Annotated in this window: 28 protein-coding genes and 1 tRNA gene; 16 read left to right on the top strand and 13 right to left on the bottom strand. The window is 71.1% G+C overall.

Translation table 11 applies throughout. The features are described 5' to 3' along the window. Window positions 1-745 precede the first annotated feature (745 nt). Complete coding sequence (locus tag AB0H75_RS40605; RefSeq protein ID WP_367805488.1) at window positions 746-1600, bottom strand: oxidoreductase; 855 nt, start codon at window positions 1598-1600, stop codon at window positions 746-748. A gap of 374 nt (window positions 1601-1974) precedes the next feature. Between AB0H75_RS40605 and acs the strand changes: the two genes are divergently transcribed. The 4 genes from acs to AB0H75_RS40585 all read left to right on the top strand — a co-directional run bounded on the left by acs (window position 1975) and on the right by AB0H75_RS40585 (window position 6130). Further along, window positions 1975-3948 (top strand): acetate--CoA ligase, encoded by a 1974-nt coding sequence (acs, locus tag AB0H75_RS40600; protein ID WP_367805486.1) that lies wholly within the window; start codon window positions 1975-1977, stop codon window positions 3946-3948. 332 nt (window positions 3949-4280) lie between these two features. Further along, window positions 4281-4760, top strand: coding sequence for a phage holin family protein (locus AB0H75_RS40595; RefSeq protein ID WP_367805484.1), 480 nt, complete (start codon window positions 4281-4283; stop codon window positions 4758-4760). Next, window positions 4750-5670, top strand: coding sequence for an alpha/beta fold hydrolase (locus tag AB0H75_RS40590; RefSeq protein WP_367805482.1), 921 nt, complete (start codon window positions 4750-4752; stop codon window positions 5668-5670). Before AB0H75_RS40595 ends, AB0H75_RS40590 begins: the two co-directional genes overlap by 11 nt. Before the next feature lie 16 nt (window positions 5671-5686). Beyond that, window positions 5687-6130, top strand: a complete 444-nt coding sequence (locus AB0H75_RS40585; RefSeq protein ID WP_367805480.1) for a DUF309 domain-containing protein — start codon at window positions 5687-5689, stop codon at window positions 6128-6130. Window positions 6131-6139: 9 nt separating this feature from the next. On the opposite strand, the gene AB0H75_RS40580 is transcribed toward AB0H75_RS40585, so the two are convergent. After that, entirely contained in the window at window positions 6140-6511 is a 372-nt protein-coding gene (locus tag AB0H75_RS40580) for a hypothetical protein (protein ID WP_367805478.1), read from the bottom strand. A gap of 89 nt (window positions 6512-6600) precedes the next feature. Between AB0H75_RS40580 and AB0H75_RS40575 the strand changes: the two genes are divergently transcribed. Continuing rightward, the gene (locus AB0H75_RS40575) at window positions 6601-6984 is read left to right on the top strand and encodes a hypothetical protein (protein WP_367805476.1); all 384 of its coding nucleotides are present in this window, start codon (window positions 6601-6603) and stop codon (window positions 6982-6984) included. 29 nt (window positions 6985-7013) lie between these two features. Here AB0H75_RS40575 and AB0H75_RS40570 read toward each other — a convergent pair whose 3' ends face one another. Continuing rightward, on the bottom strand, window positions 7014-8204 hold the full coding sequence (locus AB0H75_RS40570; RefSeq protein ID WP_367805474.1) for a MarP family serine protease: 1191 nt from the start codon (window positions 8202-8204) through the stop codon (window positions 7014-7016). Between the two features lie 82 nt (window positions 8205-8286). On the opposite strand from AB0H75_RS40570, the gene AB0H75_RS40565 reads away from it, so the two are divergent. After that, window positions 8287-8799 carry a HEAT repeat domain-containing protein gene (locus tag AB0H75_RS40565; protein WP_367805472.1) on the top strand — a complete coding sequence of 171 codons (513 nt, stop codon included), beginning with the start codon at window positions 8287-8289 and terminating at the stop codon, window positions 8797-8799. A 21-nt stretch (window positions 8800-8820) separates the two neighbouring features. On the opposite strand, the gene AB0H75_RS40560 is transcribed toward AB0H75_RS40565, so the two are convergent. Then, on the bottom strand, window positions 8821-9459 hold the full coding sequence (locus tag AB0H75_RS40560) for a CoA pyrophosphatase (protein ID WP_367805470.1): 639 nt from the start codon (window positions 9457-9459) through the stop codon (window positions 8821-8823). Window positions 9460-9500: 41 nt separating this feature from the next. After that, entirely contained in the window at window positions 9501-10226 is a 726-nt protein-coding gene (nth, locus tag AB0H75_RS40555; protein WP_367805468.1) for an endonuclease III, read from the bottom strand. Between the two features lie 101 nt (window positions 10227-10327). On the opposite strand from nth, the gene AB0H75_RS40550 reads away from it, so the two are divergent. Both AB0H75_RS40550 and AB0H75_RS40545 read left to right on the top strand, forming a co-directional pair. Continuing rightward, window positions 10328-10774 carry a hypothetical protein gene (locus AB0H75_RS40550; RefSeq protein ID WP_367805466.1) on the top strand — a complete coding sequence of 149 codons (447 nt, stop codon included), beginning with the start codon at window positions 10328-10330 and terminating at the stop codon, window positions 10772-10774. A gap of 163 nt (window positions 10775-10937) precedes the next feature. Further along, on the top strand, window positions 10938-11618 hold the full coding sequence (locus AB0H75_RS40545) for a Crp/Fnr family transcriptional regulator (protein ID WP_367805464.1): 681 nt from the start codon (window positions 10938-10940) through the stop codon (window positions 11616-11618). Here AB0H75_RS40545 and AB0H75_RS40540 read toward each other — a convergent pair. The 4 genes from AB0H75_RS40540 to AB0H75_RS40525 are packed head-to-tail and all read right to left on the bottom strand — an operon-like array spanning window position 11600 to window position 13858. Further along, window positions 11600-12391: an MBL fold metallo-hydrolase gene (locus tag AB0H75_RS40540; protein WP_367805462.1), complete on the bottom strand. Its 792-nt coding sequence runs from the start codon at window positions 12389-12391 to the stop codon at window positions 11600-11602. The genes AB0H75_RS40545 and AB0H75_RS40540 overlap by 19 nt on opposite strands. Continuing rightward, window positions 12388-13191 (bottom strand): NUDIX hydrolase, encoded by an 804-nt coding sequence (locus AB0H75_RS40535; protein WP_367805718.1) that lies wholly within the window; start codon window positions 13189-13191, stop codon window positions 12388-12390. Before AB0H75_RS40535 ends, AB0H75_RS40540 begins: the two co-directional genes overlap by 4 nt. Before the next feature lie 56 nt (window positions 13192-13247). Next, complete coding sequence (locus AB0H75_RS40530) at window positions 13248-13706, bottom strand: RidA family protein (RefSeq protein WP_367805460.1); 459 nt, start codon at window positions 13704-13706, stop codon at window positions 13248-13250. Further along, window positions 13703-13858 (bottom strand): hypothetical protein, encoded by a 156-nt coding sequence (locus AB0H75_RS40525; RefSeq protein WP_193318817.1) that lies wholly within the window; start codon window positions 13856-13858, stop codon window positions 13703-13705. The genes AB0H75_RS40530 and AB0H75_RS40525 overlap by 4 nt, the downstream gene beginning before the upstream one ends. Window positions 13859-13935: 77 nt before the next feature. Here AB0H75_RS40525 and AB0H75_RS40520 point away from each other — a divergent pair, with 77 nt between their 5' ends. Further along, window positions 13936-14937, top strand: a complete 1002-nt coding sequence (locus AB0H75_RS40520; RefSeq protein WP_367805457.1) for an ArsA-related P-loop ATPase — start codon at window positions 13936-13938, stop codon at window positions 14935-14937. Further along, entirely contained in the window at window positions 14934-16061 is a 1128-nt protein-coding gene (locus AB0H75_RS40515) for an ArsA family ATPase (RefSeq protein WP_367805455.1), read from the top strand. The genes AB0H75_RS40520 and AB0H75_RS40515 overlap by 4 nt, the downstream gene beginning before the upstream one ends. A gap of 80 nt (window positions 16062-16141) precedes the next feature. Here the strand turns inward: AB0H75_RS40515 and AB0H75_RS40510 are convergent, their stop codons facing one another. After that, on the bottom strand, window positions 16142-16438 hold the full coding sequence (locus tag AB0H75_RS40510; protein WP_020542548.1) for a WhiB family transcriptional regulator: 297 nt from the start codon (window positions 16436-16438) through the stop codon (window positions 16142-16144). A 242-nt stretch (window positions 16439-16680) separates the two neighbouring features. Between AB0H75_RS40510 and AB0H75_RS40505 the strand changes: the two genes are divergently transcribed. Next, window positions 16681-18957 (top strand): transglycosylase domain-containing protein, encoded by a 2277-nt coding sequence (locus AB0H75_RS40505; protein WP_367805452.1) that lies wholly within the window; start codon window positions 16681-16683, stop codon window positions 18955-18957. A 37-nt stretch (window positions 18958-18994) separates the two neighbouring features. Here the strand turns inward: AB0H75_RS40505 and AB0H75_RS40500 are convergent, their stop codons facing one another. Then, window positions 18995-19456, bottom strand: coding sequence for a GatB/YqeY domain-containing protein (locus tag AB0H75_RS40500; RefSeq protein WP_367805450.1), 462 nt, complete (start codon window positions 19454-19456; stop codon window positions 18995-18997). An 89-nt stretch (window positions 19457-19545) separates the two neighbouring features. On the opposite strand from AB0H75_RS40500, the gene AB0H75_RS40495 reads away from it, so the two are divergent. The 4 genes from AB0H75_RS40495 to AB0H75_RS40480 all read left to right on the top strand — a co-directional run bounded on the left by AB0H75_RS40495 (window position 19546) and on the right by AB0H75_RS40480 (window position 23254). Continuing rightward, window positions 19546-20412, top strand: coding sequence for a metallophosphoesterase (locus AB0H75_RS40495; protein ID WP_367805716.1), 867 nt, complete (start codon window positions 19546-19548; stop codon window positions 20410-20412). Window positions 20413-20478: 66 nt separating this feature from the next. Then, window positions 20479-20552: transfer RNA gene (locus AB0H75_RS40490), tRNA-Pro, on the top strand. Window positions 20553-20818: 266 nt separating this feature from the next. Then, window positions 20819-21019 (top strand): hypothetical protein, encoded by a 201-nt coding sequence (locus tag AB0H75_RS40485; RefSeq protein ID WP_367805448.1) that lies wholly within the window; start codon window positions 20819-20821, stop codon window positions 21017-21019. A gap of 228 nt (window positions 21020-21247) precedes the next feature. Then, window positions 21248-23254 carry a right-handed parallel beta-helix repeat-containing protein gene (locus tag AB0H75_RS40480; protein ID WP_367805446.1) on the top strand — a complete coding sequence of 669 codons (2007 nt, stop codon included), beginning with the start codon at window positions 21248-21250 and terminating at the stop codon, window positions 23252-23254. 29 nt (window positions 23255-23283) lie between these two features. Here the strand turns inward: AB0H75_RS40480 and AB0H75_RS40475 are convergent, their stop codons facing one another. After that, the gene (locus tag AB0H75_RS40475) at window positions 23284-23970 is read right to left on the bottom strand and encodes a 2-phosphosulfolactate phosphatase (RefSeq protein WP_367805444.1); all 687 of its coding nucleotides are present in this window, start codon (window positions 23968-23970) and stop codon (window positions 23284-23286) included. 74 nt (window positions 23971-24044) lie between these two features. Further along, window positions 24045-24683, bottom strand: a complete 639-nt coding sequence (locus tag AB0H75_RS40470; protein WP_367805442.1) for a class I SAM-dependent methyltransferase — start codon at window positions 24681-24683, stop codon at window positions 24045-24047. A gap of 293 nt (window positions 24684-24976) precedes the next feature. Between AB0H75_RS40470 and AB0H75_RS40465 the strand changes: the two genes are divergently transcribed. Beyond that, window positions 24977-25451: endo-1,4-beta-xylanase (locus AB0H75_RS40465; protein WP_367805440.1), on the top strand; the 475-nt coding region annotated here is incomplete at its 3' end.

Here is a 25451-nt window from a genome sequence, read left to right as displayed (position 1 = left end):
CCTCGGGGGCCCACCGGCCCGGGCTTGCAGATCGCAGAGGGCGGGGGCCGGGGAGGCCGGGAAAAGGGGCGACCCCCGCCGGGGGGGAGAGCGGGGGTCGCCTGATCGGTCCGGCTCCGGGGGGGTAGAGCCGGTCCCGTTTCAGAAGAAAGCTTTCATCACTTCACCGGAGCCTGGCAAGGGACTTGCAAAGCTATCCCGCACAGGGGCGCTCCAGTTTCGGGCGATACCACCGTATGCTGCCCGATCAGATCGAGTTTCGTCGAGCAGCAATCTCGCATTTCCGCCAAGTTTTTTCGCGAACCCATAACGATCACATAAAGACGATCACGGACAGTGATCGTCACGAGAAGGTAACCCGGGCAGCGCGGAGGCCGGCCCGCGGCCGGGACGCCGGAGCGGGCGAGGCCGGGCGAGGGCGGGCGGGCGCGGGCGAGGATGGGTAAAGGTCTTGGTCCGAGGGGTTCCCATCAGCGCGGATCCGTCGTAGAAAGGTGTCACGGACCACTTGTCCGGGCGCATCAGCCAGGTACCCACGCGCGACCAGCCGCGGGAGGCGCGTCGTGGCGGGCTTGACCCGTTCCGACGAATAGAGGTGCACGCTTGGTAACCCGGCGTGATGCGCCGGCGGACGGCGTCTCAGGATTGAGACGCCGTCAGCTATGTCCGCCCCCCGTTCCACCAGGCTCTTCGCGGCGATTGTCCGTCATGTCCGGATCGCCGCCCGGCCCCTCGGGGGTACGGGTCAGCCTCTTTGCAGGGCCTCGCAGACGGCTGTCGTCTCGCGGACACCGAGGCTTACCGCGGAGGCACAGTGCTGTACCCATTGGGCGACGCCCTCGGGAGTGCCGCTCAGGTACGCCCGCAGCCCCTCCGCGTACGGCAGCTCGCGGTGCCCCACCTCCACGGCCACCAGCGACTTCGGGTCCAACCCGTACTCGACCAGCGTCAACCGCTCGGCCGAGCGCGCCACCACGCCGTCCGCGGTCCCGAACGGCCGCAGCACCACCAGCTCGGCGTGCACCACGGCCGCCAGGACGATCGCGGGGGCCTTCGTGGGCCGTTCGAGGAGGCCCATGAGGCCGTCCATGCGCGCGGCCGTCTCCTTGGCGTCCGGAGCGGGACCGAGACCGAACGGGTCGGAGGCGGCGCCCACCAGCCCGGATTCCCCCGGCTCGGAGCCCACCAGCCCGGAGTCCATCAACCCGGAGTCCATCAACCCGGCGTCCACCGGCCGAGGGCGGCCCAGCGCGGCCTCGGGGACGAGCCCGGCCGCGGCGACCGTGTGCAGGCGGGCGAGCACCTGCCGCGGCGCGCGGCGCCACGTGGCGCCCAGCCGGCCCATCTCCGCCGACGCGCGCAGGGCGCCCTGGACCAGCGGGTCGTGGATCTCGTCACGGCGCAGGGCGTCCAGGGGGACGTCCACGCCCTCGATGGCGGCCGAGGCGCGGGCGCCGCGCAGGGACGACTCCGCGGAGACCGCCGGGCTCGCGCGGCGCAGCACGCGGTGGCGGTAGAGCCTGTCGACGGCCTGGCGGGCCTCGTCCACGGCCTCCCGGACACCGGGGAGGCTCGCGATGACGGCCAAGGGGTCACTCACGAGACCTGACCCTACCGGCCGGTACGGTCCACCTCCCGCAGGCACCCGCGCGACCGGGAAGAAAGCCCGGCGACGACGGGCCCGGAGGCCCCGAAACGGGCGGCGGGCAATCCCGGGCGGCAATCCTGACGACCAATCCGCCCCGCGCGAAGAACGATCTCGCGGGGGCCTATAAACCCTTGCCGTGCCCCGCCCGCATATTCTCCTGATTTCAGGATGACAACATTTCCATAGCGTTGGTAAGCGTCGGTGATAAGCCGTGGCCCGCCCTCGCGCCCCGAGGTACAGACCTGTCTAGACCTCTTGTGTGCGGAGGCCGTGAGCTGGTGAAGTGGGACACGACCTATCCAACCTGGCCATAGAAGGAGCACGAGGTGGCCCCGGAGACCTCTGGCAACGAGACCCAGGCGCTGTCCAACCTGCTGCAGGAGAACCGCCGGTTCGCACCACCGGCGGACCTGGCGGCGGCCGCGAACGTGACCGCCGCCGCGTACGACGAGGCCGCCGCCGACCGTCTCGCCTTCTGGGAGCGCGCGGCCGAGCGCCTGACCTGGGCCAAGCGGTGGGACACGACCCTGGAGTGGAACCCGCCCTTCGCCAAGTGGTTCATCGGCGGCGAGCTCAACGTGGCCTACAACTGCGTCGACCGCCACGTCGAGGAGGGCCGCGGCGACAAGGTCGCCTACTACTGGGAGGGCGAGCCGGACGACGACACCCGCGTCCTCACCTACAACGACCTGAAGACCGAGGTCAGCAAGGCCGCCAACGCGCTGGCCGAGCTGGGCGTGGGCAAGGGCGACCGGGTCGCCATCTACATGCCGATGATCCCCGAGCTGCCGATCGCGATGCTGGCCTGCGCCCGCATCGGCGCGGTCCACTCGGTGGTGTTCGGCGGTTTCTCCGCCAGTGCGCTGAAGAGCCGCATCGACGACGCCGACGCCAAGCTGGTGATCACGGCCGACGGCGGCTACCGCCGGGGCAAGCCGAGCGCGCTCAAGCCGACCGTGGACGAGGCCGTCGCCGAGTGCCCGCAGGTCGAGAACGTCCTCGTGGTACGCCGCACCGGCCAGGACGTCGCGTTCGGCGACAAGGACCTGTGGTGGCACGACGTGGTCGACCGCCAGAGCGACCAGCACACCCCGCAGCCCCACGGCGCCGAAGACCCGCTGTACATCCTCTACACCAGCGGCACCACCGGCCGGCCCAAGGGCATTCTGCACACGACCGGCGGCTACCTCACGCAGACGGCCTGGACGCACCACGCGGTCTTCGACCTCAAGCCCGAGACCGACATCTACTGGTGCACGGCCGACATCGGCTGGGTGACCGGCCACTCCTACATCGTCTACGGCCCCCTGGCCAACGGCGCCACCAGCGTCATCTACGAGGGCACCCCCGACACCCCGCACCGCGGCCGGTTCTGGGAGATCGTGCAGAAGTACAAGATCACGATCCTCTACACGGCTCCGACGGCGATCCGGACGTTCATGAAGTGGGGCGACGACATCCCCGCCAAGTACGACATGTCCAGCCTGCGCGTCCTGGGCTCCGTCGGCGAGCCGATCAACCCCGAGGCGTACGTCTGGTACCGCGAGCACATCGGCCAGAACCGCTGCCCGGTCGTCGACACCTGGTGGCAGACCGAGACCGGTGCCATCATGATCAGCCCGCTGCCGGGCGTGACCGCCGCCAAGCCGGGCGCCGCGATGCGCCCGCTCCCCGGCGTCACCGCGGACGTGGTGGACGACCAGGGCAACAGCGTCCCCGACGGCGGCGGCGGCTTCCTGGTGGTCCGCGAACCGTGGCCGTCCATGCTGCGTACGATCTGGGGCGACGACCAGCGTTACATCGACACCTACTGGAGCCGGTTCGAGGGCATGTACTTCCCCGGCGACGGCGCGAAGAAGGACGAGGACGGCGACCTGTGGCTGCTCGGCCGCGTGGACGACGTCATGCTGGTCTCCGGGCACAACATCTCCACCACCGAGGTGGAGAGCGCGCTGGTCAGCCACCCGAAGGTGGCCGAGGCGGCGGTCGTGGGCGCGACGGACCCGGTGACGGGCCAGGCCATCGTGTCGTTCGTGATCCTGCGCGGCGACGCCGAGGAGAACGACGACATCGCCACCGAGCTGCGCAACCACGTGGCCAGGACGCTCGGCCCGATCGCCAAGCCGCGCCAGATCCTGGTCGTGCCCGAGCTGCCCAAGACCCGCTCCGGCAAGATCATGCGCCGCCTGCTGCGCGACGTGGCGGAGAACCGCAGCATCGGCGACGTCACCACGCTGGCCGACAGCACGGTGATGAACCTGATCTCGGAGAAGCTGCCCTCGGCCAAGTCCGAGGACTGACCGCCGAACACCGGAAGGGGGCGTATGCCACGAAAGTTGACATACGCCCCCTTGTCCGTGTTGAGGAGAAGCCGGGGGGCCGCCGCCGGGTGCCCCCGCCCTCGGCGCTATCTTCTCCGATCGGGTAGTCCTGGGAGTGATAGCGGGACTCTTCCTTGGGAAGTTCCTCGGCGTGATCACCGGCGGCGCGCCGAGGCCGTCACCGCGGGGATCCTCGCGACCGGCCCGGTCGCGTCGCCCCCGCGCGGGTGCCGCGACTCACGCGGGTACGCGACCATCGCAATGCGCTAATGATGATTGACACGGCCACCGGGCCTCGATAGGAGACGTTCATGCCGCAGACTCCCGAGGAAGAATCCCTGGGCTCCCTGGTCGCCCAGGCGAGCAGCCAGATCTCGACCCTGGTCCGCTCGGAGATCGAGCTGGCCAAGGCCGAGTTCAGGTTCGACGCCAAGAGGGTGGGCATGGCCGGCGGCCTGTTCGCCGCCGCCGCCTTCATGGCGCACCTGTGCCTGATCCTCGCCTCGTTCACCATCGCCTACGTGCTGGCCCAGTGGTTGCCCACGTGGGCGGCCTTCCTCATCGTGACCGTGTTCTACCTGCTGGTGGCGGGTCTGCTGGTGTTCGTCGGGATCCGGCGGCTCAAGGGCCTGCAGGGCATGAAGCGCACCGCCAGGTCGATCAAGGGCCTCAAGGAGATCGCCACCCCCGACGAGGGCCCTGGGCTGCCCGCCGCCACCGCGAGCCCCGACGGCCTGCCGGTGACCCGCGATCCGGCCACCCCCGAGCCGGTGACCCGTGATGTCACCTGACGAGTCGGTCGTCCAGATCCAGGGCCCCTGGACGCACCGGGCGGTGCACGCGGGCGGCACCCGCTTCCACGTGGTGGAGGCCGGGGAGGGCCCGCTGGTCCTGCTGCTGCACGGGTTCCCGCAGTTCTGGTGGACCTGGCGGCACCAGCTCGCCTCGCTGTCCAAGGCGGGCTACCGGGCGGTCGCGGCCGACCTGCGCGGCTACGGCGGCAGCGACAAGCCGCCGCGCGGCTACGACCTGCCCACGCTGGCCGCCGACGCGGCCGGGCTGATCCGCGCGCTGGGCGAGAGCGGCGCGATCGTGGTCGGGCACGACTGGGGCGGGCTGCTGGCCTGGACGATGGCCGTGCTCGACCCCAAGTGCGTGCGCCGGCTGGTGGCCGTGTCCGCCCCGCACCCCCTGCGGATGCGCGGGGCGCTGCTCACCGATCCGCTGGGGCAGTTCAAGGCCAGCAGGCAGGCGCTGGGCTTCCAGGTGCCGCTGCTGCCCGAACACCGGCTGACCCGCAAGGACGGCGCGCTGGTCGGCCGCTACCTGCGCGAGTGGTCCCGGCCCGGCTGGCCGGAGGCCGAGGACGCGCGCGTCTACCGCGAGGCGTTCCGCATCCCGACCGTGGCCCACTGCGCGCTGGAGTACCACCGCTGGTTCGGCCGCTCCCAGTTCCGGCCGGACGGCCGGCGCTTCGCCCGCGCCATGCGTACCGAGGTGGAGGTCCCCACCCTGCACCTGCACGGCGCGCTCGACCCGCGGGTGCTGCCGCGCACGGCCCAGGGGTCGAGCCGGTACGTCGCCGCCCCCTACCGGTGGCGGCTGTTCGACGGCGCCGGCCACTTCCCCCACGAGGAGATCCCCGACGTGTTCGACACCGAGCTGCTGGGCTGGCTGGCCGACCCCGAGCCCGACCGCTGAGAGAGCTTGAGACGAGATGAGAGATCGCGACCCCGAGGGCAGGCCGCGCAACGCCCGGCCGCGTGACGCGTACGGCCGCCCGCTCCCCTACGGCTCCCCCGGCGTGCCCAGGGTCCCCGACGACTACGCGCCCACCAGCGAGCAGGCCCTCGCCGACGGGCGGCGGTTCCTGGCCGAGGGGCTGCCGTTCAACGCGCACGAGGTGTTCGAGGGCCGCTGGAAGTGCGCCCCCGAGGAGGAGCGCGAGCTGTGGCAGGGCCTGGCGCAGATCTGCGTCGGGCTCACCCACCTCCAGCGCGGCAACGGCCGCGGCGCGCTGACGTTGTTCGCGCGCGGCGCGGCCAGGGCGCAGGCGTACGGCGGCGCGTACGACGCGGTCGGCAAGGCCGCCTCCGGCCTGAGCCAGGACAGCGACCCCGAGGAGGCCGTCGCGCTGATCCTGGAGAAGCTGCCCCGCTAGCGTCCGTCCTTACGACGTGGTCCGCCAGACGTGCACCAAGCGCGCCATCAACCGGAACGGCACGGCCTGTCCCTTGGTCTGGTCGACCGTGCCGGTCAGGTGGAGGTCGAGCTCGGGGCAGGAGAAGAGCCACGTCCCGGTGACGCCCGAATGGCCGACGAGCGTGACCGGGCCGCGTCCCGCCGCCATGTACCGGGCGAGGGTGAAGAACATGGTGCCCAGGCCGTACCGGAGGACGGGGATGTTGCGCAGGCGGTTGCGCCGCTCGGTGAGCAACCCGAGCGTGCGGGGGTCGTCGAAGAGCTGACCGGCGAGCAGCGCCCGCTGGAAGGTGAGCAGGTCGGCGGTGGTGCTGCACAGGTCGTTGCTGGACTCGATCATGCCGGGCAGCTCGGCGCGCCCTGGACACCCTGCTCGCGCGCGAGCTCATCGAGGTCGCGAGCGTCGAGGCCGGGGGCAGGGGGCGCAAGGTGTACCGCCTGACCGACGCCGGGCGGGAGGAGTTCCGCACGTGGATGACCCAGGCCCCGGCCGGTCCCGACCTGGAGACCGCGGCCCTGTCCAGGCTCTACTTCCTCGGCCTCCTGGAGCCGGGCGAACGCGCGCCGGTGCTCCACCGCATCATGACCCGCATCGAGGCCGACCTCGCCACGCTCTCGGCCCTCGACGCGCACCTGGACACGCTGGACATCCCGGAGCGGCACCGCGACCTCGTCACCTACCAGCGCGCGACCCTCGACTACGGCATCGCCTCGCATCGCTTCGCCCTCGACTGGTTCCGCGCCCAGCTCGACCGCGCCCAGCTCGACCGCGCCCAGCCCGACTGCGCCCAGCCCGACCGTGCCCGGGAATGACGTGACACCCGGACCGGCGGGTCAGCGAGTCAGTCGCACTGCCGGGTGCTGGCCGGCGAGGTGTCGGTACGGCCGAGCGAGGCGTCGGGGGCGACCTCATCGGCCGTCAGCACGTAGCCGACCTCCTTCTCGTTGACGGCCGCGGCGAAGATCACGCCGAACACGCGGCCGTCCACGGTCAGCAGCGGGCCGCCGGAGTTGCCGGGCAGGACCACGCCGCGGATCTGGTAGACCTTGCGGACGACCGTGGTGTCCCGGTAGATGTCGGGGCCCTCGGCGTCGATCTTGCCGCCGATCCTGGCCGGCTCGGCGGTGAAGCCCTTGCTCTTGGGGAAGCCGGCGATGATCGCGTTGTCGCCGCGGGAGGCCTCGCCGTCGAAGGTGAGCTGGGGCAGGTCGAGGCCGGGCACGTACAGGATGGCGATGTCGCGGCGCGGGTTGTAGCGCACGACCACGGCCTCGTGCCGGACGTTGTTGTAGTCGATGATCTCCAGGTCGCGGGTCACGCCGGCGACCACGTGCGCGTTGGTCATGATGCGGCCGGGGGCGTAGACGAAGCCGGTGCCCTCGATGTGCTTGTTGCAACTCTGGGCGTCGCCCTGCACCTTGACGATGGCCCGGCGGGCGCGGCCGAGCCGGTCGCCCTGCAGCACGCTCTGGTCGGGCGGCGGCACGTCGATGAGCTGGCCCGCGCCGATGGCGTCGAAGACCGGCGGGAACTCCGAGCGGTCGATGAACCTCTTGAACGGCGCCTGCCAGTTGCGCGCGGCCTGCGGGATCGCGTCGTCGACGGTGGTCAGCAGCGCCGAGCTCTTGACCTGGTCGACCAGCGGGGAGAAGGACGTGGAGACGATCAGCGACCCGATCACCCAGGCGATGACCAGCACCGACAGCGCGCTGGCGAACGTGCCGCCCACCGCGTCGGCCACCTTCGCCGGCTCCCAGGTGACGTGGCTGCGCACCACGGCGCCGATGGTCGAGGAGGCGAACTGCCCGATCGTGGCGGACAGGAACACGATCACGATCGCGAGCAGCGCCTGCGGCGTGTCGCCGTCGACCACGGCCCTGGAGACGGGCGGCGCGATGAAGACGCCCAGCACGGCACCGCCGACGAACCCCACGAAGCTCATCGCCCCGATGATGAAGCCCTGCCGGTATCCCGAGACGCCGAAGGCGATCACGAGGCCGATCAGAATGAGGTCAAGCAGATCACCGCGCACGCTTCAAAGGTAGCCAGGGATATGGTCAAGCGTGCACGTCTTGCACCAGGACGGCGTCACCCCGCTGGCTACCTTGGGCGCTATGCCGCCGGTCGAGGGAACAGTTCGCGATCTCATCGAGGCAGCCCTGCGCGACGACGACCCCGACGGCCCGCTGCGCTGGCACGTGATCTCCGTGCTGCGCCAGCGCGGGGACCTGGAGTCGTTCATCGAGGCCCGCCGGCTCTGCGCCGCGGACACCGTCGCCGAGCGCCTGCTCGGGGTGGACATCATGGGCATGCTGCGGCCGTTCGCGGACCGCACACTGCCGGTGCTGCGCTACCTGGCGGCCAGCGAGGACGACGCCATGGTGCTCTACTCGGTGCTCATCGCCTTCGGCCACCTGGCCGATCCGCGCTCGCTGCCGTCGGTGATCGACCTGGCCGCGCACCGGGACGCCCGGGTCAGGTACGGCGCCGCGTACGCGTTGCAGCACGTGCTCGGCGACCCGCCGGACCCGTCCGGGCTGGCCGCGCTGCGTACGCTGGCCCGCGACAGCGACGCCGACGTGGCCGGCTGGGCCGCGCTCGGGGTCTCCCTCTGGTCGGGCCGCTGATCCCTCCGCTGGGGCCGCTGGTCAGCGGGACGCGAGGACGTCCGGCGGTATCTCCTCCACCCGAGAGGAGTCCCACGGCCGGTCGAGCCCGCCCGCGCGCAGCACCGAGTCCAGCACCATCGCGGTGAACCCCCACACGAGCATCCCCCGCACCCGGAACGCCGGGCCCTGCGCGCCGCCGGGCAGCCGCAGCGTGACCCGGTTGGCCGGATCGACCAGCTCGGCGATCGGCACCCGCTCGACGGAGTCCACCTCGTCGGGCGAGGCCGCGTGCACCGCCGACGGCTCCCGCCACCAGGCGACGACGGGCGTGACGCGGTTGTCGCTGTGGCTGAGGTAGAGCTCCGGCAGCGCGCACAGCACCTGCACGCCGCGCGGGTCGGCGCCGGTCTCCTCCTCGGCCTCGCGCAGCGCCGCCTCGACCGGGCCGTCGTCCTCGGGGTCCACGCCGCCGCCGGGGAAGGCGGGCTGCCCGGCGTGCCTGCGCCCGCGCGTGCTGCGCTGGATGAGCAGCACGTCGGGACCGAGCGGCCCCTCGCCGAACAACATCAGCACCGCCGCGAGCCGGCCGCGCCCGTCGGGAGGCCGCATGGAGGGGGGCACGCTGAGCCGCTGGGCCCGCTCCGCCAGACGGACCAGCCAATCGGGGACTTCGCTCACGCCTCCTCCAACACGCCGGGCCCTCCCGCGCTTCCCGTCACTCAGGAGAACGGGCCGGGCCTGACGAGCTTGGCGGCCTCGGCCTCGGAGGTGGGCCCGGTGCCGAACGAGGGGCACAGCGCCGCCAGCGGGCAGACACCGCAGGCCGGGCGGCGGGCGTGGCAGATGCGGCGGCCGTGCCAGATCACCCGGTGCGAGAAGATCGTCCACTCGCGGCGGGGGATCAGCTCGGCGACCACGTACTCGATCTTGACCGGGTCGGTCTCCTCGGTCCAGCCGAAGCGGTGCACCAGGCGCTGGAAGTGGGTGTCCACGGTGAGCCCTGGGACGTCGAAGGCGTTGCCGAGCACCACGTTGGCGGTCTTGCGGCCCACGCCGGGCAGCGTGACCAGGTCCTTCAGCCGGGCCGGCACCTCGCCGCCGTAGCGCTCGCACACGGCCTGGGCCATGCCGATGATGCTGTTGGTCTTGGCGCGGAAGAAGCCGGTCGGGCGGATGATCTCCTCCATCTCCGTCCGGTCGGCGGCGGCGTAGTCCTCGACCGTCGGATATTTCGCGAAGAGGACGGGAGTGACCATGTTGACGCGCTTGTCGGTGCACTGCGCGGACAGGATGGTGGCGACCAGCAGCTCCAGCGGGTTGCGGAAGTCGAGCTCGCAGTGGGCGTCCGGGTACGTCTCCGCCAGGATGCGGTTCATCTTGCGCGCCCGCCGCACGAGTGCGAGCTGGGTCTCCGGCTTGCGCCCCGCCGCCGCTTTCGTCGCCATGACCGCAAGAGTAGAAGGTTCCGCCCGTGGTTGGGCCAGGGACGCGGTTGAACCGGGGGCGGGCCTCGGGTCGTACAACGGGCGACGAAGGAGGGACGACCATGGGTGGTCAGGGCGCGACGGTGGCGGAGTTCGTACGGACCTCGGGGCCGCTGCGCGGCGCGGCGCTGCAACGGCTCGCGCTGGCCTGCGCGGCGACGATGGCCCGGCTGCACGCGCGCGGCATGGCGGGGCTGCGGCTCAGCCGGGAGAGCGTGGCGCTCGGCGCGCGGGGCCAGGTGTTCATCGGCTGGCGGCCCTCGGCGGCGGCGTACGAGGGCGCGGTGGCCGACGACGTACGCGCCTGGGCGGACCTGGTGGTCTTCGCCGCGACCGGCGCCCGGGACGGCGACCCCGCGGTCCTGCCGCCCGCGTTGCGCCTCGCGGTCGCGCAGTGCCGCCGCCCCGACCACGAGGCCCGCCCGCGCGCCGCGGACCTGCTGCGCGTCCTGCTCGGCCAGTCCGTCGCGGCCGCCGTGGCCGGCGTGGACGACCTGCTCGCCTGCTGAGCCCCTTCCCCCCTGCCTGACCTGCTCACCTGGCTGTCCGGCGCTTCCGGTACCTTTCCCCTGGGCTCGACATACCCGGACGAGCCAGAACACTCCGGCATTCCCATAACCTGTGTGTGCCGCCTTGAGTGGGGTGAGTCACAATGGCAGCAGAGGAGGCAGAGTGAACACCGACGATGTGCTGGGCAAGGCCCCCCTGTTCGCCGCGCTCGACCGTGAGAGCGCCGCGGCGCTGCGGACGAGCATCACCGAGGTCCAGCTCTCCAAGGGGCAGACGCTCTTCCACGAGAACGAGACCGGCGACCGGCTCTACGTCGTGCTCGAAGGCAAGATCAAGCTGTCGCGCACGTCCCCCGACGGCCGGGAGAACCTTCTGAGCGTGCTGGGCCCGAGCGAGATGTTCGGCGAGTTGTCGCTGTTCGACCCGCGCCCGCGCACGGCCACGGCGACGGCGCTGACCGAGGTACGGCTGGCCGGCCTCGGCCACGACGACCTGCGGCCCTGGCTCACCGGCCGGCCCGAGGTGGCCCTGCACCTGCTGCGCGCGCTCGCGCAGCGCCTGCGGCGCACCAACGACGTGCTGGCCGACCTGGTCTTCACCGACGTGCCTGGACGGGTGGCCAAGCAGCTGCTCGACCTGGCCGAGCGGTTCGGCACCCGCACCGACGACGGCCTGCGCGTCCACCACGACCTCACCCAGGAAGAGCTGGCCCAGCTCGTCGGCGCCTCCCGCGAGACGGTCAACAAGGCGCTGGCCGACTTCGCCCAGCGCGGCTGGCTGCGCATCGAGGCCAAGGCCGTGGTGATCCTCGACATGGACCGGCTCTACAACCGCTCCAGGTAGTCGAGCTGGGCGCGCACCGACATCTCGGCGGCGGCCCAGAGCGAGCGGTCCACGTCGGCGTAGACGATCCGGACGATCTCGCGCGGCGTGCGCGCGCCCTGCGCCTGCGCCGCCCTGATCTGGTCCAGCCGCTCGCGCCGGTGCGCGAGATAGCCGTCGAGCGCCCCGATCGGGTCGGGCAGCACCGGGCCGTGGCCCGGCAGCAGCGCCCGCGCCTCCAGGCTCTCGGCCGCCGCCCGGAGCCGGTCCAGGCTGCGCAGGTAGTCGGCCAGGCCGCCGTCGCCGGCGACGATCGTGGTGCCGCGGCCGAGCACGGTGTCGCCGGTCAGCATCGCGTGGTCGCTCGGCAGCCAGAAGCACAACGAGTCGAACGAGTGGCCCGGCGTGCCGTACACGTGCAGCTCCAGGCCGTCCACGGTCAGCACGTCGCCGTCGGCCAGCCCCTCCTCGCCGAGCCGGTGACGCGGGTCCAGGGCGCGGACGGGGGCGTTCACCAGGGCCGCGAAGCTCCGGGCGCCGCCGCTGTGGTCGAAGTGGCCGTGGGTCAGCAGGATCTGCGTGACGTGGCGGCCGTCGAGATGGTCGCGTACGCGGTGCAGGTGGGCGGGGTCGTCCGGGCCCGGATCGACGACGATCACCTCCTCGCCGGCGCCGATGACCCACGTGTTGGTGCCGTCGAGCGTCATGATCCCCGGGTTGGGGGCCAGGACGTTCACGGCGTGCTCCGTGCGGGAGCCGTCGGGGGTGTCGATCGGGATGTGCAGGCCGCTCATGTGTTCACCAGTCGCATCTCGCCCTCGACCTCCACGGCTCTCGGCAGGATCGTCACGATGTCGCGGTGCGCGGCCAGCACCTCGGCCACGCTCCCGTAGGCCGCCAGCTCGCTCAGGGTGCGGTAGGTCGGCGGCATGAGGAAGATCTCGCCCCGGTGCGCCCGCTCGACGGCCTCGGCCGGCCGCGTCCAGGCCACGTGGTCGGCCTCGCCGCCCACGTCGCGGGTGCGCTGGCCCGCGGGCAGCACGGCGACGAAGAAGCGGGTGTCGAAGCGCCGCGGCTCGATCTCCGGCGTGATCCAGTGGGCCCAGGGCTTGAGCAGGTCGGAGCGGAGCACCAGCCCGCGCCGGGCCAGGAAGCCGGCGAGGGCGAGGCTGCGGCCGATCAGCGCGAGCCGGTCGGCCTCCCAGTCGTCGCCGGTGGTGTCGGCCGCCACGGAGCCGGCGTCGGGGCCGGCCAGCAGCACCCCGGACTCCTCGAACGTCTCGCGTACGGCCGCGCACACCAGCCCGCGGGCGAGCCGTTCGCCGGCGTGGAAGGTGGCGCCCCACTCGGCGGGCGACGGCCCGGCCCACGCGACGGCCTGGTCGGTGTCGCGGGCGTCCACCGAGCCGCCGGGGAAGACGTACGCGCCGGCCGCGAAGGCCATGGTGGCCTTGCGCCGCAGCAGGTAGACCTCCGGCCCGGCGGGGCCGTCCCGCAGGATCGCCACCGTGGCGGCGTCCCGCGGGGTCACCGGCTCGATCCGGCCGGCGATGAGGTCCCTGGCCCGTGCGGCGAGCTCGGCTGGGAGCGGCAATCCGGTCACATGACCTCCTAGTAGAACATCACTCGGTCATGGTGACATATTGCCTCTCAGCCGACCTCGGCGATCAGCTCCACCTCGACCGGCGCGTCCAGCGGCAGCGCCGCCACGCCCACCGCGCTGCGGGCGTGCCTGCCCGCCTCGCCCAGGACCTCGCCCAGCAGCTCGCTGGCGCCGTTGCCGACCTTGGGGTGGTCGGTGAAGGACGGGTCGCTGGCCACGAAGACGACGACCTTGACGATGCGTACGACCTTCGTCAGGTCGCCCACCTCGGCCTTCAGCGCCGCCAGGGCGTTGAGCGCGCAGATGCGGGCCATCTCGTAGCCCTGCTCGACGGTCAGCTCGGCGCCCAGCTTGCCGGTGGCCGCCAGCTTGCCCTCGACCACCGGCACCTGGCCGGAGGTGTAGACGAGGTCGCCCGTCCGCACGGCCGGCACGTACGCCGCCACCGGCTTGGCGACCTCGGGCAGCGTCAGCCCCAGCTCGCTCAGCTTCTCCTCGGGGGTCACGGCTTCTCCCGCTTGAAGTAGGCGACGAGCTGCTCCGGCGAGGCCCCCTGCACGATCTGGACCAGCTCCCAGCCGTCGGCGCCGAAGTTGTCCAGGATCATCTTGGTGTTGTGGATGAGCACGGGGGCGGTGAGGTACTCCCATTTCTTCATGAGGGCCAGAGTAGTGTGAGCAATCTCAAAGGGTGGTCACCGGCTTTCGACAAGTGACCGTTCGGTAGCCTCGAATGGTGGACTCTCCGCACACCGATTGGGCGGACGTGCGGCTGCACGTCGTCACCGGGAAGGGCGGCACGGGCAAGACGACCGTCGCCGCCGCCCTCGCCCTCGCCCTGGCCTCCGGCGGCAAGAAGGTGCTGCTCGTCGAGGTGGAGGGCAGGCAGGGCCTGGCCCAGATCTTCGACCTGCCGCCGCTGCCGTACGAGGAGCGCCGCATCGCCGTGGCGCCCTCCGGCGGGGACGTGTACGCGCTGGCGATCGACCCCGAAGCCGCCATGCTGGAGTACCTGGAGATGTTCTACGGCATGCGCCGGGCCGGCCGCGCCCTGAGCAAGATGGGCCTGGTCGACTTCGCCACCACCATCGCCCCCGGCTTCCGCGACGTGCTGGTCACCGGCAAGACCACCGAGGCCGTGCGCAGGCGCAACAAGAACGGCCGCCGGGTCTACGACGCGGTCGTGCTGGACGCGCCGCCCACCGGCCGCATCACGCGCTTCCTCAACGTCACCCAGGAGGTCGCCGGGCTGGCCAGGGTGGGCCCGATCAAGAACCACTCCGAGCTGGTCAGCAGCGTCGTGAAAAGTCCGGAAACAGCGGTACATTTCGTGACTTTGTTGGAGGAGATGCCCGTCCAGGAAACCCTCGACGGCATTACCGAATTGCGCTCGGCGGGGCTTCCGCCCGGCGGAATCTTCGTCAACATGGTGCGCGAATCCCAGCTCCCCCAGGCCGCTCTTGACACGGCTGTCAAGGGCCGCTTCGACGCCGGCGAGCTGGTCCTCGGGCTCAAGGCCGCCGGGGTCGCCGACGGTGCCGAGGCGAACGCGCTGGCCGAGGCGCTGGCCGAGGAGATCGTCGAGCACGCCCGCCGTACCGCGCTGGAGAGCGCCGAGCGCGAGTCGCTGGCCGCCGCCGGCCTGCCCAGCTTCGAGCTGCCGCTGCTGGCCGACGGCGTCGACCTGGCCGGCCTCTATGAGCTGGCCGAGAGCATCCGCACCCAGGGAGCAGCGTGAAAGAGCCCGCCAGGCTGGACATCGACGCGATCCTCGACGACCGCGGCACCCGGATCATCGTCTGCTGCGGCGCGGGCGGCGTGGGCAAGACCACGACCGCCGCCGCCCTCGGGCTGCGGGCCGCCGAGCGCGGCCGGTGCGCGGTCGTGCTGACCGTGGACCCCGCGCGGCGGCTGGCGCAGTCGATGGGGCTCAGCGAGCTGGACAACACCCCGCGCCTGGTCCAGGAGTCGGCGGGCGGCGGGCAGTTGTTCGCCATGATGCTCGACATGAAGCGCACCTTCGACGAGATCATCGAGGCGCACGCCGACCCCGAGCGGGCCCGGCAGATCCTGTCGAACCCCTTCTACCAGTCGCTGTCCTCCAGCTTCTCCGGCACGCAGGAGTACATGGCGATGGAGAAGCTGGGCCAGCTCCGCCGCTCCGACGAGTGGGACCTCATCGTGGTCGACACCCCGCCGTCGCGCTCGGCACTCGACTTCCTGGACGCGCCCGAGCGGCTCGGGCGGTTCCTGGACGGCCGGTTCATCCGGCTGCTGACCGCACCGGCCAAGGCCGGGGGGCGCAGCGCGTTCAAGCTGCTCAACGCCGGGTTCGGGCTGATGGCCGGAGCCATGACCAAGCTGCTCGGCGCCCAGGTCATCAAGGACCTGCAGACGTTCGTCTCCGCGCTCGACGCCGTCTTCGGCGGCTTCCGGCAGCGGGCCGAGATGACCTACCGGCTGCTGCAGGCCCCGGGCACCGCCTTCCTGGTGGTGGCCGCGCCGGAGCGTGATGCGATGCGTGAGGCGTCCTACTTCGTGGAGCGGCTGGCCGACGAGCGCATGCCCCTGGCCGGCCTGGTGGTCAACCGGGTGCACACGTCCCCCGCCGCCGCGCTCTCGGCGGCGCGGAGCACCGCCGCGGCGGAGGACCTGGAGTCCAGGGGCGAGCACGAGCTGACCGCCGCCGTGCTGCGGCTGCACGCCGGTCGGATGCAGCTCGCCGCCCGCGAGAACCGCGAGCGGGAGCACTTCGTCACGGCACATCCCACGGTGCCGGTGGCGAAGGTTCGCGCCATGTCCGAGGACGTCCACGATCTGGCCGGTCTGCGGCAGATCGGGGAGCTGCTGGCGAGCGCGTAGCGGCCTCTCGGAAGGGCTCATGGAAGCACGGCCGGCGGACGGCGCCGGCCGTGCTCACGCTCTCGGCTCGCCGGGCCCTGTCAGCCCGCGATCAGCTCGTTCGTACGCTCGTACTCTTCCTTCGCCGACTCGAGCAGCTCTCGCCACGAGTCAACGTCGGGACGCCGCCGCAGCAGCGCGCGTCGTTCCCGTTCGGTCATCCCGCCCCACACCCCGAACTCGATGCGGTTGTCCAGCGCATCGGCGAGGCATTCGGTACGGACCGGGCAACCCCGGCAGATGAGCTTCGCCCTGTTCTGCGCGGCGCCCTGCACGAACAGGGCATCCGGATCCGCACCTTTACAGGCGGCACGGGAGGTCCAATCCGTGATCCACATCTTCGACCCCACTCCCCTTAGGTGGTCAGTCGTCATTTGGGGCCGACGGGCGCGGGCGCCGAGCCTCCGTATTCAGTTGCCGCAGAGGAGAACGTACGCAACGAGACGTTCGGGCCGACAGACCCCAGAGGACCAAATTCTCGCGCCGGTGTTGACCGGGAATGACTAGTCACCCGCGCCAGTCAAGGTGAAATGTGGCGCGGCTACCGATTCGGTCAGCCTTTCGACGTACCCTTGGTACCGTGCAAGCGCAGCGCAAAGATCGCTCCAACCCCGTCCTGGCCGTCGTGCGACTGATCATCGCGGCGACCGCGGCCGGGGTGCTCGCGGCCGCCGTGGCCCTGCCCGCGGTCGGCGGAGCCGGGATGTCGACCAAGAGCGCGCTGGAAGGGCTCAACCTCCAGCCCGAGGAGCTGGACGAGCCGCCCCTTCCCGAACGCACCAAGATCGTCGACGCCGACGGCAAGCAGATCGCGCTCTTCTACTACGAGAACCGCCAGTCGGTGCGCCTCGACCAGGTCGCCCCCATCATGCGGGAAGCGCTGATCGCGATCGAGGACTTCCGTTTCTACCAGCACGGACCGATCGATGTGGAGGGAACGGCCAGAGCGCTCGTCAAGAATCTCTCCAACGGCGGCGTGACGCAGGGTGGCTCCTCCATCACCCAGCAGTACGTCAAGCAGGTGCTGCTCAACAAGGCCGAGACCGACGAGGAGCGCGCGGCGGCCATCGAGACCACGGTCTCCCGCAAGCTGGCCGAGCTGCGCTACGCGATGGCGATCGAGAAGAAGTACACCAAGGACCAGATCCTGGAGAAATACCTCAACATCGCCTACTTCGGCGCCGGCGCCCACGGCATCCAGGCCGCGGCCAGGCGCTTCTTCGACAAGCCCGCCTCCAAGCTCGACCTGGCCGAGGCCGCCACGCTGGCCGGCGCCGTCCAGAACCCCGCCAGGACCGACCCCAACGTCGGCCCCGAGTCCCGGGAGCAGCTGCTGCTGCGGCGCAACACCGTCCTCGACCGCATGGCCGAGATCGGCAAGATCACGCCGCAGCAGGCCGCCGAGGCCAAGGAGAAGAAGCTCGGCTACAAGGACGTCGAGTTCCCCGGCGGCTGCGAGGAGAGCGACTACCCGTACTTCTGCCTCTACGTCCAGTACGAGATCCTCGGCAACGAGGAGTTCGGCAAGAACCCCGAGGAGCGCAGGAAGCTGTTGCAGCGGGGCGGCCTGACGGTCAAGACCACGCTCGACACCAAGATGCAGAAGGCCGCCGAGAAGGCGATCAAGAAGTACGTCTCCACCAAGGACAAGCCCGTGGCCGCGCAGGCCATGGTCGTCCCCGGCACCGGCGAGATCAAGGCCCTGGCCGCCTCGCGGAAGTTCGGCGGGAGCAAGAAGAAGAACGAGATGAGCTACAACATCGTGGCCGACGCCGCGCACGGCGGCGGCCGCGGGTTCCAGCAGGGCTCGACGGCCAAGGTCTACACGCTGGCCACCGCCCTGGAGGAGGGCCTGAAGTACGGCGACGGCTTCCCCGCCCCCGCCGGCTACAAGGCCAGTGGCTACGGCACGTTCAAGAACTGCAAGGGCGAGGGCGTCGGCGACCCCTCGCACACCGTCATGAACTCCAGCGAGGGCGGCGGCGGCTTCAAGACCCTGGAGACCGGCACCTGGGGCTCGGTCAACACCTTCTTCCTGCGGCTGGAGCAGCAGGTCGGGCTCTGCGACGTGGTCAAGATGGCCAAGAAGCTGGGCGTCAAGCGGGCCGACGGCAACAAGCTGTCGGAGGTGGAGACGTTCACGCTGGGCGTCAACGAGGTCGACCCGGTGACGATCGCCAGCTCGTACGCGGTGTTCGCCTCGCGCGGCAAGTACTGCAAGCCCCTCGCCATCACCGAGATCAAGGACCGCGACGGCAAGGCCAAGCAGTACAAGCCGAAGTGCTCCCAGGTGCTGGAGGAGGAGGTCGCCGACGCGGTCAGCGGCATCCTGTCCGGGGTGTTCACCAAGGGCACGATGACGGAGGTCGGCGGCATCGGGCGCGACGCGGCCGGCAAGACCGGCACCACCGACAACTACATGTCGGCCTGGTTCGCCGGCTACACCCCCAACCTGGCCTCCGCCGTCTCGCTGGGCGACCCGCGAGGGGCCGCCGACCACGAGCTGATCGGGGTCACCATCGGCGGGCGCTACTACTCGTACGTGTACGGCGCGACGATCTCCGGCCGGATCTGGAAGGACTCCATGCTCTCGGCGCTGAAGGGCATCGAGGCGGTCGACTTCACGCCGGTCGACCGCTCGCGCTTCGGCGGCTGCACCGACCACTGCGCGCCCAAGCCCAAGAAGAAGAAGTCCGACGAGTGGCCGCGCGGCGACCGGGATCCGTTCGACATCTTCGACCCGCCGGACGGCGGGGACCGCGGCTGGCGCGGCGGGCCCGGCGACGGCCGGGGACGCGGCGGCGCCGCCGGCCCGATCGCCGGCCCGATCGTCGTGCCGGGCTTCGGCGGCAACTGAGCCGCCCCGGGCCCCGCCACGCGGGGCCCCGGTGGTTCTAGGAGGACGCCGCGAGCCGGGCGCGCACCGTGGCGGCCACCCGGCCGCCCTCGGCCCGCCCCGCCACGCGCGGGTTGACGGCCTTCATGACCTGCCCCATGGCCTGCGGCCCTGACGCGCCGGTCTCCGCGATGGCGGCGTCCACCAGCTCGGCCAGCTCCTCGTCGGAGAGCTGGGCCGGCAGGTACTCCTCCAGCACCGCCTGCTCGTCCAGCTCGGCCTGGGCCTGCTCGGCCCGCCCGGCGTTGCCGAACGCCTCGGCCGCCTCCTTCCGCTTCTTGGCCTCCTTCGCCAGCACCTTGAGGACCTCGTCGTCGGACAGCTCCCTGGCCTCCTTGCCCGAGACCTCCTCGACGTTGATCGCGGCCAGTGCCATCCGGATCGTCCGGAGACGGACCTCGTCCCGGCTCTTCATCGAGGCCGTGAGGTCGGCCTTCAGCTTCTCCTTCAATGCGCTCATGCGCTCCATCTTGCCGCCTGCGGGGACACCTCGTGCCGGATGTCGGGCATCATGAATGGGTGAGGAAAGCCGTCGCAGTGCCCCTGTCCATGCTCGGTCTCGGCGTGGCCGGGCTGGGTTACGCCTCCGTGGTCGAGCGCAACTGGTTCCGGCTGCGCCGCTTCGACGTGCCCGTCCTGGAGCGCGGGCAGCGCCCGGTGCGCATCCTCCACCTGTCGGACCTGCACCTGACGCCGCGCCGCTCGATGCTCATCACGTGGGTGCGCTCGCTGGGCACGCTCAAGCCCGACCTCGTGGTCAACACCGGCGACTCCATCGCCCACCCGGACGCCGTCCCGTCGCTCCTGCACGCCCTGGAGCCCCTGCTGACCCGTCCCGGCCTGTTCGTCTACGGCTCCAACGACCTGTACGCGCCCCAGCCCAAGAACCCGGCCCGCTACCTCTGGCGCACCTCCAAGAACGAGCGCCGCCAGCACGTCCCCAACCTCCCCTGGGAGGAGCTGGGCGCCGGCATGGCCGCCGAGGGCTGGCTCGACATGAACAACACCACGGCCCGCGTCAAGGTCGGCGACCTCGACGTGGCGGTGGCCGGCATCCACGACTCCCACATCTCCCGCGACCGCTACGACCTGGTCGCCGGCCCGGCCCCGTCCGAGGCCGACCTCCGCCTGGGCGTCATGCACTCCCCCGAGCCCCGCAACATGAGCCTCTTCGCCGCCGACGGCTACCAGCTCCTGCTGGCCGGCCACACGCACGGCGGCCAGCTCTGCGTCCCCTTCTACGGCGCCCTGGTCACCAACTGCGGCATCGACCGGGCCCGGGTGAAGGGCCTGAGCCGCCACGACGGCGCCTGGCTGCACGTCTCGGCCGGCCTCGGCACCTCACCGTACGCGCCGGCCCGCTTCGCCTGCTTCCCGGAGGCCTCCCTCCTCACCCTCGTCCCGCGCCGCCCCTAAAGACGGTCACAACCACCTTGGGAGTCCGCTAGACTTTTCCAGGTACGCACCAAGCGGGGCGTGCACCGGGGTGTAGCGCAGCTTGGCAGCGCGCTTCGTTCGGGACGAAGAGGTCGTGGGTTCAAATCCCGCCACCCCGACAGAGTTCGACCAGGTAGAGGGCTTGATCCGCAAAGCGGGTCGGGCCCTTTTCCGTTTCTGGAAGTGGTGCTGCCGGAAGCTTCGGAGCCTTCACCACGGCGTCGGAGGTGAGCGCGATGGAGCCGGCAGGATCGGCGCACCTCCTTCTCAGCCCGATTGGTCTACTGAATATGGGTGCGTTTCAGCACGTCATGGGCAAGTAACTGGCAAGTGGTCTACCGGTCGGACACTGGTAACACTTGAACGGGCAAGCGGGGAGCGGGTCATGATCTCGACAAACGCCACCTGGCAGCGCGTAGCGCTGTGTGCACTGCTGGTCCTGCCGCTGGCCGCGACCATTGTTCTCATGACTCCGGCCTTCGTGGTGTTGCCGTTCTTCGCGTGCGGCCGCGAGTTCGTCCTCAAGCTTGTGGACAAGCTCACCGCATGGGCGCGGGTCATCGTGCCGCGGGCCGACGCCAGGTGATCGGCCAGGCCACGGGGCGTGCTGCCACTACGCCGACCCGCCTTCATGCGGGGCCGGGACCCGAACCCGGGCCACCCGGCGCGATGATGATCAATTGCGACGTTGCTCCAGGAGCGGCCGACATTCGATCTTGAGGTTGGGTGCGGGTTCTGGCTACAGTGGCGGCGGCCGATGGTCAAGTGCGGTCAGAGCGTGTCAAGGCATGGTCAGACCTGAAGGAGAGCAGGGATGCGGAGAACTTGGCCGGCGGCCTTAGCGGTCATCGCCACGGTGGTCATGGGTGGCGCGGTGCCGGCGAGTGGTGACGCGGGCGATCGGGCGACCGGTCCGGCGGCGGGTGCCGGGGCGAAGGCCGTGGCGAAAGCGGCGGTCTGTGGCAGTTCGGCGCTGGACGGTCCGGCCACGCCGCCGGCCGGCGCGGTCATCGTCCCCGAGGGTGACAACAGTGGGGTGAACTTCAGCCAGGCGAACACCACGTACTACTTCCAGACCGGCACCCACACGCTGAACGCCGGCGAGTACGCCCAGATCAAGCCCGGCGACGGCGCGACGTTCATCGGCGCGCCCGGCGCGGTGCTGGACGGGAAGAAGCTGAACAAGTACGCCTTCGGCGAGCACGCCAGCGGCGTCACGATCCGGTACCTGACCATCACCGGGTTCGTCCCGCCGCATGACGAGGGCGTGGTCAACCACGACTCCGGCGACGGCTGGGTCATCGAGCACACCACGATCCGCGACAACGACGGCGCGGCGCTGATGGCCGGGGCCCGCAACACCATCCGCGGCAACTGCCTCAAGGACAACGGCCAGTACGGGCTGAACGCCTACAAGTCCGGCAACACCATCACCGGCTTGGTGGTGGCGGACAACGAGTTCACCGGCAACAACACCGGCGACTGGGAGCACCAGAAGCCCGGCTGCGGCTGCACCGGCGGCATGAAGTTCTGGGCCGTCAACGGCGCCGACGTGACCGGCAACTGGGTGCACCACAACCACGGGCCGGGCGTCTGGGCCGACACCAACAACAACGACTTCCTCATCGAGGACAACCTCATCGAGGACAACGAGTCGCTCGGCATCTTCTACGAGATCAGCTACAACGCCGTGATCAGGAACAACACCCTGCGCGGCAACGCCTGGGCCTCCGGCGCCGAGCGCGCGGCGAAGGGCGACCCGTTCCCCGAGTCGGCGATCTACCTGTCCGAGGCCGACGGCGAGCCCCGGGTGAAGGCGCGGACCAGCAAGATCGAGATCACCGGCAACCTGCTGGAGAACAACTGGGGCGGGATCACCGCGTGGGCGAACGCCGACCGGTTCTGCAACAGCCCGGCCTCGACGACCGGCGACTGCACGCTGATCGTGGGGCCGACCAACACCGCGAAGTGCTCGGCTCCCGGCATCAACGACCAGCCGCTCTACACCGACTGCCGCTGGTGGACGAAGAACGTCGACGTCCACCACAACACGTTCGCCTTCGACCCCGGCGCCGTCGATGGCGGCTGCCCGACGCAGTACTGCGGGCACATGGCCCTGCTGTCCAACTGGGGGACGTACCCGGACTGGTCCCCGTACAAGGGGGCGGTGATCCAGCGGTCGATCGTCCACGAGTCGAACAACTCCTGGCACGACAACACCTACACGGGGCCGTGGCAGTTCAGGGTCACCGACATGGGCACCCGCGTCTCGCCAGGGCAGTGGGCCGGCCCCCAGTACGGCCAGGACGCCGGCAGCACGTTCGACGGCGCCACGCCCGTCCCGCCGGCGATCACCGAGCAGGACTTCGAGTCCGGCTCGACGACCTCGCCGTACAGCCCGTGGTACGGCGCCACCGTGGCGCACCGGACCGGCGGCGCGCACGGCGGCACGGGCTCGCTGCAGCTGACCAGCGCCCAGGCGTCCGGCAGCGCGGTGGCGCTCGACAACTTCCCCGGCTACAGCGGGGTGGTCGCCGGCACGCGCTACCACGTGTCGCTGTGGTACCGGGAGGCCGTGGCGACCATGCCCGCCGTCACGTGGAACGTGCGCTGGCGCGACGAGTCCGGCACGGTGCTGCGTACCGACGCCATCCCCCTGGCCCGGACGACCGCCTGGACCGAGGCGGCCGGCACGTTCACCGCGCCCGCCGGCACGACCCGCGTGGACTGGACCTTCGTGTGGAACGCGAGCGCCCCCGGGCCCGCGTTCCAGATCGATGACCTGGCGGTCCGCCCCGGGGCGTCAGGGAAGAGCGCCTGAGGAACGTCAGGCGGTCAGGGGAGGGGCGGTCAGGGAGGGGGAGGCAGCGCGTGCGGGCGCAGGACCATGAGCGAGCCTTCCGGGGTCGCCACCATGGCGAAGGGGAAGCGGTCGAGTTCGAGGCAGAGCGCCACGTCGTCGGGATGGGCGCCCTGGCGCATCCCCTCCGCCAGCTCGGCGGCGGCGCGCGAGGCGGCGGCGCGGCGGAGGAACTCGGTGGCGTCCGTCCCGGCGCCGGCGGCCCTGCGCGCGATGTACTGGGCGCACGCCAGGTCCTCCTCGGCCCGCCCGCCCTCGCCGGTGACCACGAACGTGACGCTGTCGCTCCCGCGCGCCCGCAGGAGCCGGGCCGTCGCCTCCGCCACCACGAAGCCGGCGCACAACACCAGTGGCGCGTCCTTGACGGCGAGGGCGCCGACCGTCCCCGCCGTGGTCTTCTGCACCACGGTCCGCCCGCCGAGGTCCGCGGAGCGCAGCAGGCCGGGTGAGTTGACGAGGTCGAAGCCGGGCGCGGGCGGGCCGTCCTTGAGTGCCACCCACTCCGGGTGGCGGGCCTTGAGCGCCAGGGCCGCGTCCAGGGACTCGGCGAGAACGATCTTGTCCGCTCCCTGGGCGAAGGCCCAGGCGGCCACGGTGAACGCGCGCATGACGTCGATCACGACCGCCACGGGCGGGGTCCCGGCCAGGTCGGCGATGCCGAGGAAACGGCTGTCCATGCCCGTCATGATCGCGCATGTCCGGCCCGCGGGGTGACCGGGAGCCGCGGGCACTACACCGGGAGCCGCGGGCACTACAGGGCCCGCATCAGCAGGTGGCCGCGGCGGAACCGCTCGTCCTCCAGGGGCTCGCGCAACATCCGTCCCACCTCGGCGAACCCTTCCTTGCCCGCCAGGTCGGCCAGCTCGTCGATCGGCCAGCGGTAGGCCGTCGTGACCTTGTGGTCGAACTCCTGTACCGGGCCGCCCTCCGACTCGAAGAAACCGAGCAGGAGGTAGCCGCCCGGGGCCAGCACCCGGCGGAACTCGGCGAGGTACGGCGGCAGCTCCGGCGGCGGGACGTGGATGATGGAGTACCACGAGACCAGGCCGCCCAGCTCGCCGTCGGCCACGTCGAGGGCGCCCATCGAGCCGAGCTCGAAACGCAGGTCGGGGTAGTCGGCGCGGGCGATGTCGAGCAGGGCGGGGGACAGGTCCACGCCGAAGGCGTCCAGCCCGAGGTCGCGCAGGTGCGCCGTCATGTACCCGGGGCCGCAGCCGGCCTCGACGACGGGGCGGGGACCGGCGGCCCGTACGAGCTCGGCGAACACGGCGACCAGCGCGCGATCCAGCGGCAGGCGGTCGAGGGAGCCGCGGGCGAGGTCGGCGTAGAGGCCGGCGACCGCGTCGTAGGCGTCCGCGGTCGTGGTCAGATAGGAGGAGGATTCGGCCATGGCGGACGACTGTAGCTCACGGGCCCGCGAAGGCCGCCGATCATCGGCCGGGCGTGTCGCCCGGCAGCGGTAGGCTGCGAGCCACCACCGGGTGGATGAAACTTTCATCACTCCGGAAGGCGCGAACATGCCTTCCGAAACTTTCCGTAGCCTGAAAACGCTGCTCAAGCACTCTTCACATGTCCGGTAACGGGTAATGATGTCCGAAAGTTTTTCGCAATCCTTGACACATTTCGGGCAGTGTTCCCACACTGAGTCACCGGCGTTACCGATCATGTGATGGAGGCTCAGGCATGGGCACCAACGCCTTCCCCCCACCCCCGATACAGCGATCCCGCAAACCCCTCATAGCCGCCGCGCTCGGCGTCCTGGTCGCGGTCACCGCGCTGGTGGTACAGCCGCCCGCCGACGCGGCCGCCAGCACCCTGGGCGCCGCCGCCGAGCAGAGCGGCCGCTACTTCGGCACCGCCATCGCCGCGGGCCGCCTCGGCGACTCGGCCTACACCACCATCGCCGCCCGCGAGTTCGACATGGTGACCGCCGAGAACGAGATGAAGATCGACGCCACCGAGCCCAACCGCGGCCAGTTCAACTTCTCCAGCGGCGACCGCGTCTACAACTGGGCCGTGCAGAACGGCAAGCGGGTCCGCGGCCACACCCTGGCCTGGTACGCCCAGCAGCCGGGCTGGATGCAGGCGCTGTCGGGCAGCTCGCTGCGCCAGGCGATGATCGACCACATCAACGGCGTCATGGCGCACTACAAGGGCA

This window comes from Nonomuraea sp. NPDC050783 (assembly GCF_040802095.1).
In the GTDB taxonomy this organism is placed as follows: domain Bacteria; phylum Actinomycetota; class Actinomycetes; order Streptosporangiales; family Streptosporangiaceae; genus Nonomuraea.
Note: the sequence above shows the minus strand (reverse complement) of the source record. Positions and strands in the feature narration are given on the sequence as shown.

Coding starts and splice junctions, on each gene's coding strand:
- AB0H75_RS40595 (WP_367805484.1), top strand. CDS start 4,281: ATGCCGCAGACTCCCGAGGAAGAATCCCTGGGCTCCCTGGTCGCCCAG.
- AB0H75_RS40590 (WP_367805482.1), top strand. CDS start 4,750: ATGTCACCTGACGAGTCGGTCGTCCAGATCCAGGGCCCCTGGACGCAC.
- AB0H75_RS40585 (WP_367805480.1), top strand. CDS start 5,687: ATGAGAGATCGCGACCCCGAGGGCAGGCCGCGCAACGCCCGGCCGCGT.
- AB0H75_RS40580 (WP_367805478.1), bottom strand. CDS start 6,511: ATGATCGAGTCCAGCAACGACCTGTGCAGCACCACCGCCGACCTGCTC.
- AB0H75_RS40565 (WP_367805472.1), top strand. CDS start 8,287: ATGCCGCCGGTCGAGGGAACAGTTCGCGATCTCATCGAGGCAGCCCTG.
- nth (WP_367805468.1), bottom strand. CDS start 10,226: ATGGCGACGAAAGCGGCGGCGGGGCGCAAGCCGGAGACCCAGCTCGCA.
- AB0H75_RS40550 (WP_367805466.1), top strand. CDS start 10,328: ATGGGTGGTCAGGGCGCGACGGTGGCGGAGTTCGTACGGACCTCGGGG.
- AB0H75_RS40540 (WP_367805462.1), bottom strand. CDS start 12,391: ATGAGCGGCCTGCACATCCCGATCGACACCCCCGACGGCTCCCGCACG.
- AB0H75_RS40525 (WP_193318817.1), bottom strand. CDS start 13,858: ATGAAGAAATGGGAGTACCTCACCGCCCCCGTGCTCATCCACAACACC.
- AB0H75_RS40510 (WP_020542548.1), bottom strand. CDS start 16,438: ATGTGGATCACGGATTGGACCTCCCGTGCCGCCTGTAAAGGTGCGGAT.
- AB0H75_RS40500 (WP_367805450.1), bottom strand. CDS start 19,456: ATGAGCGCATTGAAGGAGAAGCTGAAGGCCGACCTCACGGCCTCGATG.
- AB0H75_RS40495 (WP_367805716.1), top strand. CDS start 19,546: ATGCTCGGTCTCGGCGTGGCCGGGCTGGGTTACGCCTCCGTGGTCGAG.
- AB0H75_RS40485 (WP_367805448.1), top strand. CDS start 20,819: ATGATCTCGACAAACGCCACCTGGCAGCGCGTAGCGCTGTGTGCACTG.
- AB0H75_RS40480 (WP_367805446.1), top strand. CDS start 21,248: ATGCGGAGAACTTGGCCGGCGGCCTTAGCGGTCATCGCCACGGTGGTC.
- AB0H75_RS40475 (WP_367805444.1), bottom strand. CDS start 23,970: ATGGACAGCCGTTTCCTCGGCATCGCCGACCTGGCCGGGACCCCGCCC.
- AB0H75_RS40470 (WP_367805442.1), bottom strand. CDS start 24,683: ATGGCCGAATCCTCCTCCTATCTGACCACGACCGCGGACGCCTACGAC.